General features: G+C 53.6%; 12 protein-coding genes. 11 read left to right on the plus strand and 1 reads right to left on the minus strand.

The features are described from left to right. Nucleotides 1-70 precede the first annotated feature (70 nt). From nuoH to Q0N43_RS03935, 11 genes are all read left to right on the plus strand, one after another. Entirely contained in the window at nucleotides 71-1,117 is a 1,047-nt protein-coding gene (gene nuoH, locus Q0N43_RS03885) for an NADH-quinone oxidoreductase subunit NuoH (protein ID WP_295442810.1), read from the plus strand. Beyond that, on the plus strand, nucleotides 1,114-1,602 hold the full coding sequence (nuoI, locus tag Q0N43_RS03890; protein WP_295442813.1) for an NADH-quinone oxidoreductase subunit NuoI: 489 nt from the start codon (nucleotides 1,114-1,116) through the stop codon (nucleotides 1,600-1,602). Before nuoH ends, nuoI begins: the two co-directional genes overlap by 4 nt. Nucleotides 1,603-1,761: 159 nt before the next feature. Further along, nucleotides 1,762-2,382 carry an NADH-quinone oxidoreductase subunit J gene (locus tag Q0N43_RS03895; protein ID WP_295442815.1) on the plus strand — a complete coding sequence of 207 codons (621 nt, stop codon included), beginning with the start codon at nucleotides 1,762-1,764 and terminating at the stop codon, nucleotides 2,380-2,382. Next, nucleotides 2,379-2,684: an NADH-quinone oxidoreductase subunit NuoK gene (nuoK, locus tag Q0N43_RS03900; RefSeq protein WP_295442816.1), complete on the plus strand. Its 306-nt coding sequence runs from the start codon at nucleotides 2,379-2,381 to the stop codon at nucleotides 2,682-2,684. Before Q0N43_RS03895 ends, nuoK begins: the two co-directional genes overlap by 4 nt. A 6-nt stretch (nucleotides 2,685-2,690) precedes the next feature. Beyond that, a complete protein-coding gene (gene nuoL / locus Q0N43_RS03905; RefSeq protein WP_295442818.1) occupies nucleotides 2,691-4,715 on the plus strand; it encodes an NADH-quinone oxidoreductase subunit L in 2,025 nt (674 codons plus the stop codon). Then, on the plus strand, nucleotides 4,715-6,274 hold the full coding sequence (locus tag Q0N43_RS03910; protein ID WP_295442821.1) for an NADH-quinone oxidoreductase subunit M: 1,560 nt from the start codon (nucleotides 4,715-4,717) through the stop codon (nucleotides 6,272-6,274). Before nuoL ends, Q0N43_RS03910 begins: the two co-directional genes overlap by 1 nt. 2 nt (nucleotides 6,275-6,276) lie before the next feature. Beyond that, on the plus strand, nucleotides 6,277-7,719 hold the full coding sequence (gene nuoN, locus Q0N43_RS03915; protein ID WP_295442825.1) for an NADH-quinone oxidoreductase subunit NuoN: 1,443 nt from the start codon (nucleotides 6,277-6,279) through the stop codon (nucleotides 7,717-7,719). Nucleotides 7,720-7,724: 5 nt separating this feature from the next. Next, nucleotides 7,725-8,432 carry a biotin--[acetyl-CoA-carboxylase] ligase gene (locus Q0N43_RS03920; RefSeq protein WP_295443022.1) on the plus strand — a complete coding sequence of 236 codons (708 nt, stop codon included), beginning with the start codon at nucleotides 7,725-7,727 and terminating at the stop codon, nucleotides 8,430-8,432. A gap of 12 nt (nucleotides 8,433-8,444) precedes the next feature. Next, the gene (locus Q0N43_RS03925) at nucleotides 8,445-9,230 is read left to right on the plus strand and encodes a type III pantothenate kinase (RefSeq protein WP_295442828.1); all 786 of its coding nucleotides are present in this window, start codon (nucleotides 8,445-8,447) and stop codon (nucleotides 9,228-9,230) included. Continuing rightward, nucleotides 9,227-10,870 carry a ribonuclease J gene (locus Q0N43_RS03930; protein ID WP_295442829.1) on the plus strand — a complete coding sequence of 548 codons (1,644 nt, stop codon included), beginning with the start codon at nucleotides 9,227-9,229 and terminating at the stop codon, nucleotides 10,868-10,870. Before Q0N43_RS03925 ends, Q0N43_RS03930 begins: the two co-directional genes overlap by 4 nt. Further along, the gene (locus Q0N43_RS03935; RefSeq protein WP_295442832.1) at nucleotides 10,867-11,139 is read left to right on the plus strand and encodes a DUF1467 family protein; all 273 of its coding nucleotides are present in this window, start codon (nucleotides 10,867-10,869) and stop codon (nucleotides 11,137-11,139) included. Before Q0N43_RS03930 ends, Q0N43_RS03935 begins: the two co-directional genes overlap by 4 nt. 3 nt (nucleotides 11,140-11,142) lie before the next feature. Here Q0N43_RS03935 and Q0N43_RS03940 read toward each other — a convergent pair whose 3' ends face one another. Then, the gene (locus Q0N43_RS03940) at nucleotides 11,143-13,434 is read right to left on the minus strand and encodes a hypothetical protein (RefSeq protein WP_295442835.1); all 2,292 of its coding nucleotides are present in this window, start codon (nucleotides 13,432-13,434) and stop codon (nucleotides 11,143-11,145) included. Nucleotides 13,435-13,501 lie beyond the last annotated feature (67 nt).

The following is a 13,501-nucleotide window of genomic DNA, read 5'->3' on the forward strand; positions in this document are numbered from 1 at the left end:
TCGTCTTGCGGTTTAGACGGATAGACGTGATGGACTCCAGCCTGCGCTGGGGCGACGGGGGAGTGGCATCATGACTTCCTTCTTCCAAAATCTCGGCATGAGTTACGAAGGCGCTTGGTTCACAGCCACCATAGCCGGCATCCTCCTGATCGCGCTGCCGCTAATGCTCGCGGTGGCGATGATCATTTATGCGGAACGTAAATTATGGGCGGCTTTCGCACTGCGCCGGGGACCCAATGTCGTCGGTCCATTTGGGGTGCTGCAAAGCTTCGCGGATGGCTTGAAGGTGTTCTTGCAAGAAACCATCATCCCAAGTGCGTCGAACCGCGGCTTGTTCCTGATTGCGCCGATCATCACCTTTACCGTCGCATTGATGGCTTGGGCGGTCATTCCCTTCGCCGATGGCGTCGTATTGGCGAATATCAATGTCGGATTGCTCTACATCCTCGCGATCAGCAGCTTGGGTGTTTATGGCGTGGTCATTGCGGGATGGGCATCCAACTCCAAATATCCATTCTATTCGGCGATGCGCGCTGCCGCGCAGATGATTTCATACGAAGTCTCCATTGGCTTCATCCTGATCTGCGTCGTCCTTTGGGCAGGCACATTCAACGTCAGCGGCATTGTCGAGGGGCAGCGTGGCCATGTTTTCGGCTTCATCAACGCTTATGCCTTCAACCCCTTGCTGTTCCCGATTGCGGTGATGTTCCTCATCAGCTCAATGGCCGAAACCGCACGTGCGCCGTTCGATTTGACTGAGGCGGAGAGCGAGCTTGTTGCCGGTTATCAGACCGAATATTCTTCCATGGCCTTCGCTTTATTCTGGTTGGGTGAATATGCCAATGTCCTGTTGATGTGCGCGCTGAACGCGATTCTGTTCTGGGGCGGATATTTGCCACCCGTTGATTGGGCGCCATTATACGCCGTTCCGGGCATCCTCTGGTTCTTTGCCAAAATCCTTTTGATGTTCTTTATCTTCGCATGGGTGAAGGCAACCGTGCCGCGTTACCGTTATGACCAATTGATGCGTCTGGGCTGGAAAGTGTTCCTGCCGATTTCGCTCTTCTGGGTATTTTTGGTGAGCGGTTATCTTATGTTCACAGGACATTTCGCATGACCACCATCGCGCACCTCATCAAAACCTTCACGCTGTGGGAATTCGTAAAGGCGCATATGTTGACCTTGAAATATTTCTTCAAGGCAAAGGCGACGATCAACTATCCGTTCGAAAAGAACCCGCTTTCCCCACGTTTTCGCGGCGAGCATGCTTTGCGGCGTTATCCCAATGGTGAAGAACGCTGCATCGCGTGTAAATTATGTGAGGCGGTTTGCCCTGCTTTGGCCATTACCATCGAGTCCGAACCACGCGACGATGGCAGCCGCCGGACCACGCGCTATGACATCGACATGACTAAGTGTATTTATTGTGGTTTCTGCCAAGAGGCATGCCCGGTTGACGCCATTGTCGAAGGTCCGAACCTCGAATTCGCAACAGAAACGCGCGAGGAACTGCTCTATGACAAGGCCAAGCTCCTCGACAACGGCGCAAAATGGGAACGGGCAATTGCTGCGAACCTTGCCGCCGATGCACCCTATCGTTAAGGGCGGCGCTGAGATGACTCAAGGGCTGACCTTTACCAACAAAAACATCGTCGCCCCAGCGCAGGCTGGGGCCCATGACGTCTGTCCGTTTAGAAAGATAAGCGAGATAGGCACCAGCCTCCGCTGGTGCGACGATGTTATCATGACTGAGGTATTGGCATGATCCAACTGGTCTCCTTCTATATCTTCGCAAGCATCGTCATTGCGTCTGCCGCAATGGTCATTTTTGCGCGCAATCCGGTGCACAGCGTGCTCTGGCTCATCGTTGCATTCTTCAACGCGGCAGGCCTCATGGTCCTCATCGGTGCAGAGTTCATCGCGATGTTGTTGGTCATTGTTTATGTCGGCGCGGTTGCGGTGTTGTTCTTGTTCGTAGTGATGATGCTCGACATTGATTTTGCCGAATTGCGTGCAGGTTTCGTCAAAAACGTGCCACTTGGGTTTTTGCTCGCGGTGGTTTTGGTGGCTGAACTGGTGCTTGGTATCGGCGCGTATCAGGCTGGTGCAGTGAAGCTTGGCACAGAAGAAGCGGGCGTTGCAACGCTGTCGGCGACCGTGCCGAATATCGAGGCGATTGGTGCGTTGCTGTATAGCAAATATGTGTTCTTGTTCGAAACCGCGGGCTTGATCTTGCTGGTCGCGATGGTCGGCGCAATCGTTTTGACGCATCGCCGCAGCCACGGCACACGCGGCCAAAGCATCAGCAGCCAGGTGCAGCGCCGTCCGCAAGACGCGACGCGTAATGTTAATCAGCCCGTCGGGCAGGGGATTGAGCTGTGATTGGTATCGAACATTATCTCGTCGTCAGCAGCATATTGTTCGTTATGGGTGTGCTTGGTATTTTCCTGAACCGCAAAAATGTCATCATCATCCTGATGGCGATTGAGCTCATATTGCTTGCGGTGAACATCAATCTGGTCGCGTTCAGCGTGTTTTTGGGCGACCTGACCGGGCAGATCTTTGCGATATTCGTTTTGACCGTCGCGGCGGGTGAGGCGGCGATTGGTCTTGCGATACTGGTTATTTATTTCCGCGGCCGTGGCACCATCGCCGTTGATGACGTCAACCGGATGAAGGGATAACATCCAGTGACTGCAATCCATTTCATTGTTTTCCTGCCGCTTCTGGCTGCGCTCGTCGCTGGTTTGGGACAGCGCTTCATTGGCGCGTTGGCGGCCAAGACGATCACAACCGCAGGGTTATTTATCGCCGCGTTCCTGAGCTGGCCGATCTTCATCGGTTTCCTGAACGGCAGTGAGACCACTTATGTACAGCCGGTGATGACATGGGTGCAGTCAGGCGACCTGACCTTTGATTGGGAATTGCGCGTTGATGCGCTGACCGCCGTCATGCTCGTGGTGATCACCAGCGTATCGGCGCTCGTCCATCTCTATAGCTGGGGCTATATGGAGGAAGACCCCGATCAGTCGCGCTTTTTTGCGTATCTGTCGCTGTTTACCTTCGCGATGTTGATGTTGGTGACGGCCAACAATCTGGTGCAGATGTTCTTTGGATGGGAAGGCGTTGGCCTTGCGTCTTATTTGCTGATCGGTTTCTGGTACAAGAAACCAAGCGCAAATGCGGCGGCAATTAAGGCATTTGTCGTCAACCGCGTTGGCGACCTTGGATTTATGCTCGGTATCTTTGGCATATTCTGGCTTTTTGGAACTGTTTCGATCCCCGAAATCCTTGCTGCCGCTCCTGATAAAGTCGGCTCAAGCATTGGCTTCCTTGGCCTGCGCATCGACACCATGAGCTTGCTGTGCGTATTGCTGTTCATCGGCGCGATGGGTAAATCAGCGCAGCTTGGGCTGCACACATGGTTGCCGGACGCAATGGAGGGCCCAACGCCCGTTTCCGCGCTGATCCATGCCGCGACTATGGTTACCGCTGGCGTGTTCATGGTCTGCCGCCTGTCGCCCTTGTTTGAAACCAGCCAGTTCGCGTTAGATGTGGTCACGATTGTTGGCGCCACGACGGCGATTTTTGCTGCAACTGTTGGTCTTGTGCAAACCGACATTAAGCGTGTGATCGCATATTCCACCTGTTCGCAATTGGGCTATATGTTCTTTGCAGCCGGCACTGGCGCTTATGGCGCGGCGATGTTCCATCTGTTCACGCATGCCTTTTTTAAGGCATTGTTGTTCTTGGGGGCTGGTTCGGTCATCCACGCGATGCACCATGAGCAGGATATGCGTTATTATGGCGGCTTGCGGAAACATATCCCGCTGACATTCTGGGCAATGATGGCGGGGACGCTGGCGATCACCGGCGTCGGTATCCTTGGGGTTGCCGGATTTGCAGGCTTTTATTCAAAGGACGCCATTATCGAGGCCGCGTTCGCCAGTGAATCCACTTATCATATGTATGGCTTTGCCATCGGTGTGATCGCGGCTTTGCTAACGAGTTTCTATAGCTGGCGTTTGATGTTCCTAACTTTCTTTGGAAAGCCACGTTGGGATCAGTCGGAGCATATCCAGCACGCGATGCATGACCATGGCGACCATGAAGCACATGCGCATAGCGCGACCAGCGAGGGTACCGCAGAATATCATCCCCATGAAAGTCCATGGTCGATGCTGATGCCTTTGGCGCTGCTGACCATAGGCGCAGTTTTTGCAGGTTTTGTCTTCCATGAAGCATTCATTGATGCGGAGGCTGGCAAGGCATTTTGGGCAAACAGCACCCTCTATTTCAACGCGCATCTGATGCATGCGATGCACGAGGTGCCGTTGTGGGTGAAATTGTCGTCGACCGTGGCAATGCTGCTTGGCCTAATAACAGCCTATCTGATGTACATGCGGTCGCAAGATGCACCACAACGTCTGGCAACCACGTTTGCACCAATCTACCGTTTCTTCCTCAACAAATGGTATTTTGATGAGCTGTATAACTTCCTGTTCATCCGCCCCGCATTCTGGTTCGGACGTCTGTTCTGGAGGCAAGGCGACATCGGGATCATTGACCGCTTTGGTCCCAATGGTTCGGCGGTTGTCGTTTCCTTTGGTAGCAAATTGGCTGTGCGCATGCAGTCGGGCTATCTGTATACATACGCGCTTGTGATGCTTCTTGGCTTAGTTATCGCGGTGAGCTGGATGATGGTGAGAGTGTAATGAACGCCGCGGATATCCCTGTACTTTCGATCATGCTTGCCATTCCGGTGGTCGCAGCGGCAATGTGCCTGTTCGTGCGCGCTGAACGTGCGCGTATCATAGCGCTGTCGGCGACATTGGTGAATCTGGTTCTTGGTCTCCTGCTCTGGCTGTGTTATGATCCAGCGGGCGCGCAGTGGCAGTTTACCGAAAGCGCTACTATGTTCGGGCCAATTGGCTGGCGGCTTGGCATAGACGGTATTTCACTGAGTTTGATCATGCTGTCGGTGTTCCTAATGCCGATTTGTATCGGTGCAAGCTGGACATCCATTCAGAAACGCGTCGGCGAATATATGGCGGCGTTCCTGCTAATGGAAACGCTGATGATTGGCGTTTTTGCGGCGCAGGATTTGTTGCTGTTCTACATCTTTTTTGAAGCTGGTCTCATCCCGATGTATCTTATCATCGGTATCTGGGGTGGGCAGGACCGCATCTACGCATCGTACAAATTTTTCCTCTACACCTTGCTTGGCTCACTCGTGATGTTGATCGCAATGCTGTGGATTATCCAATTTGCGGGCACCGCCGATATTCCGACATTATTGAATACCGATTTCCCTGCAGAGGCGCAGAAATGGCTGTGGTTTGCATTTTTCGCATCCTTTGCGGTGAAAATGCCCATGTGGCCAGTGCATACATGGCTACCCGATGCCCATGTTCAGGCGCCGACCGCTGGCTCAGTCATATTGGCTGGCGTGCTTCTCAAAATGGGCGGCTACGGCTTCTTGCGTTTCTCTTTGCCGATGTTTCCAGAGGCAAGTGCGGACTTCATTCCATTGGTCTTTGGCCTATCGATGGTCGCGGTGGTCTACACCTCGCTCGTTGCATTGGTGCAGGAGGATATGAAAAAGCTTATCGCTTATTCCTCAGTGGCGCATATGGCGATTGTAACCGTTGGCCTGTTCACTTTCAACCAACAAGGTATAGAAGGCGCAATCATCGTGATGTTGAGTCATGGCCTAGTGTCGGGTGCCCTGTTCCTGTGCGTCGGCGTCATTTATGACCGCCTGCATACGCGTGAAATCAGCCGTTATGGCGGCCTCAGCGTCAATATGCCTAAATATGCCTTGTTGTTCATGCTGTTCACCATGGCGAGCGTTGGCTTGCCCGGCACCAGCGGATTTGTTGGGGAATTTTTAAGCCTTGCCGGCGCGTATAAGGTTTCCACCTGGGCCACATTTATTGCGACCACCGGAATTATCCTTGGCGCTGGCTATATGTTGTACCTCTATCGCCGCATTGCATTTGGGCCGCAGATCAATGCTGATGCCGCTACGATGTCGGACGTCAATATTCGTGAAATGTGGCTTCTCGCGCCAATTGCTGTCGTGGTGTTGTGGATGGGGGTTTATCCGGAAACATTCCTGGCACCCATTCGCCGCGATGTGGCAACGATTGTCGCCCGCATTGAACGCGCTGCACCCGTTGGTGACAGCAAGCTGAAATTAGTCGACCCGACAACCGCGCGGTACCGCGTGGTGCATGGTCCGGAAAAAAATATGGCTGAGGGGAGCCATTGATAATGGAACTGAACGCCTCTCTTTCTCTGGTCCGTCCGGAAGTCATCTTGAGCTTTTCTGCGCTTGGCCTGCTGCTTTTGGCTGCGTGGCGTGAGCAGGCCGGACGCTTGATCAGCATATTGGCTGTCGCTGCGCTGGTCGCTGCTGCCGCATTCGTCCTCAACTTTATGATGAATGGCACAAATTTGTCCGCTTTTGACGGTCTTTTAATCAATGATGCATTTGGCAATTTCTCCAAGATACTGATTTTCATTGCGGCCGCGATTTCGTTGATCATTGCGCCACGCTTCTTGGAGAATGCAGGGGCGATGCGGGCCGAATATCCGGTGCTCATCCTGTTGTCTTGTGTTGGCATGGGCGTGATGGTGTCTGCAACCGACCTGATTTCCTTATATATTGGTTTGGAGCTGCAGAGCCTGTCAGCCTATGTCCTTGCAAGCTTTGTGCGCTCTGACGGGCGTTCAGCCGAAGCCGGGCTGAAATATTTCGTCCTTGGTGCATTGGCCAGCGGTATGCTCTTGTTCGGCGCGTCTTTGGTTTACGGCTTTGCCGGATCGACAAGCTTTGCTGCTATCGGCGCGGCCATGGATGCGGACGTCGGCCTCGGCCTGATCTTTGGCATTGTGTTCATTCTCTCGGGCCTCGCCTTCAAAATTAGCGCTGCGCCTTTCCACATGTGGACACCGGACGTGTATGAAGGCGCGCCAACGCCTGTGACCGCATTCTTCGCCAGCGCGCCAAAGGTTGCGGCAATTGCGTTGACCATCCGCATCGTACTTGAGGCATTTGGCGCGCAAATATTGGTATGGCAGCAAATCATTATCGCCGTGGCATTGATGTCGATCATCATCGGCGCAGTCGGCGCGATTGGGCAGCAAAACCTGAAGCGGCTGATGGCCTATAGCTCGATCAACAATGTCGGCTTCATCCTGATTGGCCTCGCCACCGGAACGGAGCAGGGCATTTCTGCGATGCTGGTCTATTTGGTGATCTATGTTGCCATGACCTTAGGCAGCTTTATCTGTCTTTTGCAGTTGAAGGATAAAGACGACGGCTATCGTGAAGAGTTTGCTGACATATCCGGCCTATCCAAGACGCGTCCGGCCTTGGCCGCTGCGTTGGCAATATTCATGTTCAGTCTGGCTGGTATTCCGCCATTATTCGGTTTCTGGGGTAAGCTTGTGGTGTTTAACGCCGCTGTGGCTGCTGGCCTGTTGCCACTGGCCGTGATCGGCATCACAGCGTCCGTCATTGGCGCATTTTATTATCTGAAGGTCGTCAAGGTCATGTATTTTGATGATGCTGCGGATGTCATTGTCGACAGCGACGACAATGTTCTCGTCTGGACTGGCGGCATATTGGCCGCTGCGAACTCACCTTTGGGCTATTTTGCGATACCTGCGCTTGGCATCTGGACGGCCTATGCCGCAAGGGCGCTGTTCTGACGCCCATCTTTGAAGAAGTCGCGCTCACTGGGTCTACCAATGCTGATCTTTTGGTACGGGCGGCACAAGGCGCACCGGAAGGGCTATGGCTTCGCGCAGATGCACAAGATGGCGGCCGTGGACGACTTGGCCGTGCTTGGGAAAGCCCCAAGGGTAACCTCTTTGCCAGTTCCATTGTGCGCTTGCGCGATACGGACTCTTCGCCCGCCGGTCTGGCTTTCGTAACTGCCGTTGCTGCATATGACGCCATCCGACAGATGGCGCGGCAAGTTCCAATCATCCTGAAATGGCCAAATGACATTCTGGCGCATGATGGTTCAAAATTATGCGGCATATTGTTGGAGCGCGCGTCTGACGCAGTGATTGTGGGCATTGGCCTCAACCTTGTCTGGCACCCGCAAAATCTGGATCGGAAGGTGTCTGACTTGCGGACACTTGGCGCAACGCCGCCCGATGCGCAAACGGCAGTGGAGATCGTGGCAGAGGCATTCGCCCGCTATCTCAATATTTGGCGGCAGTCGGGGCTGGGCAACATCGTCCGGCATTGGGAAGCGTGCGCTCATCCACGCGGCACAGCCTTGTCAGCGAAACTGCCGGATGGCACGGAAGTGTATGGTCTATATGCCGGGCTGAATGATGAAGGTGCGTTGCAGCTTCGCTTGGCGGATGGTGCAATTCGTGCCATTCACGCTGCCGACGTTTTTCTAATTTAACAGGGATGGGCTATGCTGCTCGCGATTGATACGGGTAATACCAATGTGAAATTTGCATTGGTCGATGACACTGGCGAAATACTGCAGCGATGGCGCATTGCAACCGATGCGCGGCGCACGTCGGATGAATATGCCGTATGGTTGGATCAATTGATTCAGATGGCCGGCTTTCACCGCACAGACATTAAAGCGGTCATTATTGCCACCGTCGTTCCGCGCGCTTTGCACAATCTGCAGTTGCTCGCGACACGCTATTTTGGGTGTGAGGCCTTGGTTGCCGGACGCGATAGTGTGGGTTGGGGTATCCAATTGCATGTGGCCGAACCGCATTCCGTTGGCGCTGATCGCGCAGTGAACGCCATTGCGGCGCAGTCCATGGCCGACGGGCACAAGGTCGTCATCAGCTTTGGCACAGCGACGACGTTTGATTATATTGGGCCAGATGGTTCCTATCGCGGGGGCAGCATCGCGCCTGGCGTTAACTTATCACTCGATGCCCTATATGCCGCAGCCGCCATGTTGCCGCGAATTGCAATTGAACCACCACCAAATGAAAGCGTTCTTGGCACAACGACTGTTGGACAAATGCAGATTGGCATCTATTGGGGCTATGTGGCGATGATCGAAGGGATACTCGCACGGATGAAGGCTGAAATTGGCGAACAGGTATCGGTCATTGCAACCGGCGGTTTGGCTATTTTGTTTCAGCAACACGGCCATTTATTCGACCGGGTAGAACCCGATTTGACGCTGCGGGGGCTGGCGCTTTTATATAGGAATAGAGACATAAACTCATGACGACCCCAAAAAATGAACTGCTTTTCTTGGCCCTTGGTGGGTCCAACGAAATCGGAATGAACGTTAATTTATACGGTTGTCAGGGCAAATGGGTGATGGTCGATTTGGGCCTTACATTCGCGAATTCGGAATATCCCGGAATTGACCTTGTCCTGCCTGATCTGGAATTCATCGAAAAGCGCAAGGCCGACCTGCTGGGTATCGTGCTGACCCATGGCCATGAAGATCATATCGGCGCAGTTGCCTATTTTGCCGCCGACTTGGGCGTTCCACTTTATGCTACGCCGTTTACGGCAACCCTCATCCGGGGCAAGCTGGAAGAAGAAGGCATAGCTGACATCGTCGAACTCAACGTGATCCCGATGGAGGGCGCGTTTTCCATGGGGCCGTTCGACTTCAAATTCGTTACCTTGGCCCACTCGATCCTTGAAATGAGCGCTTGCCTGATAAGCACGCCTTATGGGAATATTTTCCACACCGGCGACTGGAAACTGGATCCGAACCCCGTATTGGGCACGCCGTCGACACAAGAAGCGCTGACCGCCATTGGCGATAGCAAAGTGTTGGCGATGGTGTGTGATTCTACCAATGTGTTCAATGCAGAAACCAGCGGCAGTGAAGGCAGCGTAAAGGACGACCTGCTGAAGGCTGTCAATGCTGCCAAGGGCAGGGTCGTTGTCACAACCTTTGCGTCGAATGCCGCGCGGTTGCAGACCTTAAGCGAGGTCGCCCGCGAAAGCGGTCGCACCTTATGTTTCGCAGGGCGCTCGCTTCACCGGATTATTGAAGCCGCGCAGGCGAATGGCTATTTGAAGAATATGCCTAAGACGGTGGATATGGAGAGCGTCGATAGCCTGCCGCGTCCCGACGTTATCGTTGTCGCCACTGGCGGGCAGGGTGAGGCACGTGCAGCTTTGGCGCGTATATCCGAGGGCAATCACCCTGTGAAGTTGGAAGCCGGCGACACGGTTATTTTCTCGTCGAAGCAGATACCGGGTAATGAAATCGCTATTGGCGTGATCATGAACAACCTTGCCGAACGTAACATCCTGACAGTTACCGAAAAGCAGGCGCATGTGCATGTATCCGGCCATCCAGGGCAGCCGGAACTTGCCGCGCTCTATGATTGGGTTCGGCCAGAGGTCCTTATTCCCGTGCATGGCGAGCGCCGGCATATGGCAGAACAGGCGCGGTTTGCGCGGGCACATGGGGTGCCAAAGGCAGTCGTGCAATCCAATGGCGACGTGGTGCGCCTTGCGCCAGGTGAACCCAAAATCATCGGCAAGGAACGCACTGGCCGCTTGATCCTTGATGGGGACACCATCATCGCCGCCGACGGCGCGACATTGAACGAACGCCGCCGCCTGTCATGGTATGGCCTGATTTCCGTCGCCTTCGCGCTGGATGCCAAAGACCGGATGCTCGGCAACCCTGAGATCCGATTGCACGGTGTGCCGATTGAGGAAGATCTGGACGATTTTCTGGAAGAAGCCACTGCCGCTGCCGTCAAAGCGGTGAAGGACCATCGCGGCGATTATGACAAGTTGCGAGAAACCGTGCGTTTGGCTGTGCGCCGTGTGGCGGTTAGCTGGACGGGTAAGAAGCCGATCGTGGATGTTTTGATAGTGGAGACCGCATGACCTGGACCTCGATTATTGCCATTTATTTGCTGTTTTGGGTTATGTCGGCGTTCGTCATCTTGCCCATTGGTGTACGCACGCATGACGAACTGGGCCTTCCAAAGATCCCCGGTCAAGCAGATAGTGCGCCGGGGAATTTCCAACCCCGGAAGATATTGCTGAGAACGACAATGCTTTCGGCTGCTTTATTCGCGTTATTTTATGCCAATTATAGCTTTGGCTGGATAAACCGTGACAGTTTTGACGGGTTGTTTAACCCGCCCGCTTAAACCTTAGTTGCGCAGCCGCTCAATGGCTTGTGCCAGCGCAACGTAAAGCTTGCCTATGTCCGACGACAGCAAGGTAACACCTATCGTGTTCCCATCGCGCGTGCTGAGCAACAGGCGCATGATGCCCTCAAAATCATGAACGTAACGGTTTACATGTTCGCGAAATTCGCTGTCATCGCCATAATGTTTGGCGATGATCCTTGCCTCACGTGAATCCAACAAGCGAACGGCGCGACGCGTAAACACGCCTCTGTCGCCCTTCAAATAGGCTGCCCAAGCGTTATCTGTCACGTCGTTGGACAATATTTTGGTAACGTCGATAGCGGTCGAATTCAAAGATTCGGTCAAAAGCACCATACGGCGGGCAAAGCTGTCGTCTTGGACTGATTCAAAGCCATTTATCGAATTTGCGATACGGTTTTCAAGGCTGATCGTCATGTCGTTGAGTTCGCCGAGTTGTTTGGTTACCAAGGATGAGGCGGTTTCCGACAATTCAATATTGCGCGATATGGCTTCCTGCACAGCTTCATTCATCGACGCGACCTGCGCATCCAGTGCATTGGCCAATGCCGCGCGATTTTGTTCGGTCAACTGATCGGCGATATGCGCCAGTTCCTCGTCGAGGATCTTGCGGCTGCTTTCTGCGGCAGCGCGCGTTGTTTCACGCACGCGGAGCAAAGATGTCACTAAGCCGTCATTTGCTTGATCCGACATGTCCTGTAGCAGCGACTGTGTTTGCTTGAGCGCAGCGCCGAGGGCATCCACTTGTTCATGACGTGCGGCAAAATGTGCATCGCTCTGGGCTATCAGCGCGCTAACAGATTCATGTTGCGCGGAAGTTAATCGCTGAATGTCGTTGAGCTTTTCAAGCGTTCCGTCGCTTATATTGTTGAGCGATTCTGCCGCAGCGAGCGCTGAGTTCACTTGCTCTATGCCTTGTGTCATGCGCGCGTTCACGCTGTCCATCGCGGCGGGAATCTTATGACCTATTTCCAGATTGGCTGTGCTGAGTGATCCAATCAACTTTTCCGATTGGTCCAATAAGCTGGCTGTGGTTGATTGGTTGTCGGACAAAGCGCTACCCAGTGAACGGCTGCTTTCGCCAAGCGCCGATACGGCAAAGGCGAGTTTTGACGTCTGCTCAGTGGCTGTGCGGTCAATCTGTGAAATCTGCGCGGCGCTGTTGTGAATATGTTCGCTAATATTCGCGATCATGGCCTGAATGCGGACATCTTCCCGGTCAGATTGGGCTTCAATGTCACCCAAAGCGCGACGGAGGTTAGCAAGGTTAGACAGGATTTGCGTTTTGCTGCGGGTAATGAGGGCATCGGTATCGCTTGACGCCTGCGCAATGCCGTTGGAAATCGTTTGTGCGGCGCTTTCCATAAGCGTGGCCATTTCGGCGCTACGGTCGAGCGCTTCTGCACTTTTTGCGTCGAGCAGCTTCACACTATTACCCAGCGATTGCTCTAGCCGGTTGGACAAGTCATCTCCGCGCGTTTCGACATTCTCCATATAGTCATTTACTGTTTTACCCGCATCGCTTACGCGCTCAAGGGCAGCGATCAGCGCCTTAATCTGAACCTGCGCATCATTACCTGCGCTTCCGATCTGGTTGCTGACATCTTTGGCGGCGCTTGTCACAACGGGCAAATGTTTGCGGAGTTGCTGCAAATTTGTATTGGCGGTGTTGCTCACCAATTCCAGCGTCTTTGCCTTTTCATCGCTATCCGCAAGCGCAGCCGACAACATTTGCGCAGAATCCAATAGGCTTTTGGAAGATTGGCGACCCACTGTTTCCAGTTCACGCGCATTTTGGGACAGAAATTGGCGCGCGAGCGATATTTCTTCGTTCACTGACCGCATCCGTATTGCCAATGCGTCGCTCTCTGTCCGCAACACATTCGCTATCTTGCCAAAGCGTAAGGCCTCTCGGATACTGTTACGCATGACCAGCAGCCACAGGACAGCAATTAAAAGCGTAGGAATGGCCCAGGTCGTGATTAGCGTTACAATCCGGTCATTGTTCATACCGAGTTGAGCCTCAGACCAATATGTCAGGCCAAAAAACGCCGACCACCCGACAAACGCGATCAACAGCAGGGTTGGGGCAACATAATGCCCGGCACCCCGATATTGGGAAGTTTCACCGGTCCCATGATCATAATTATACTGTGGTGCTTGATCATCTTCAGCAGCGCCTTGGGCATTGCTGTCGACATCCTGCGAAGCAGTTTCGTGTTCGGTTTTAGCGATTTCGCGGTTCAGGCCGACGATTTTGGAGCGTGTAGTCATGAAGCCCTATTTAACACATTATTCGGTAAGAGAAACGCAAACTTATCATAGCACGGAAAGGGTTATT

Origin of the sequence: Sphingorhabdus sp. EL138 (genome assembly GCF_945882965.1) — a bacterium.
Lineage (GTDB): Bacteria > Pseudomonadota > Alphaproteobacteria > Sphingomonadales > Sphingomonadaceae > Sphingorhabdus_B.

Coding starts and splice junctions, on each gene's coding strand:
- nuoH (WP_295442810.1), top strand. CDS start 71: ATGACTTCCTTCTTCCAAAATCTCGGCATGAGTTACGAAGGCGCTTGG.
- nuoI (WP_295442813.1), top strand. CDS start 1,114: ATGACCACCATCGCGCACCTCATCAAAACCTTCACGCTGTGGGAATTC.
- Q0N43_RS03895 (WP_295442815.1), top strand. CDS start 1,762: ATGATCCAACTGGTCTCCTTCTATATCTTCGCAAGCATCGTCATTGCG.
- Q0N43_RS03910 (WP_295442821.1), top strand. CDS start 4,715: ATGAACGCCGCGGATATCCCTGTACTTTCGATCATGCTTGCCATTCCG.
- nuoN (WP_295442825.1), top strand. CDS start 6,277: ATGGAACTGAACGCCTCTCTTTCTCTGGTCCGTCCGGAAGTCATCTTG.
- Q0N43_RS03925 (WP_295442828.1), top strand. CDS start 8,445: ATGCTGCTCGCGATTGATACGGGTAATACCAATGTGAAATTTGCATTG.
- Q0N43_RS03930 (WP_295442829.1), top strand. CDS start 9,227: ATGACGACCCCAAAAAATGAACTGCTTTTCTTGGCCCTTGGTGGGTCC.
- Q0N43_RS03935 (WP_295442832.1), top strand. CDS start 10,867: ATGACCTGGACCTCGATTATTGCCATTTATTTGCTGTTTTGGGTTATG.
- Q0N43_RS03940 (WP_295442835.1), bottom strand. CDS start 13,434: ATGACTACACGCTCCAAAATCGTCGGCCTGAACCGCGAAATCGCTAAA.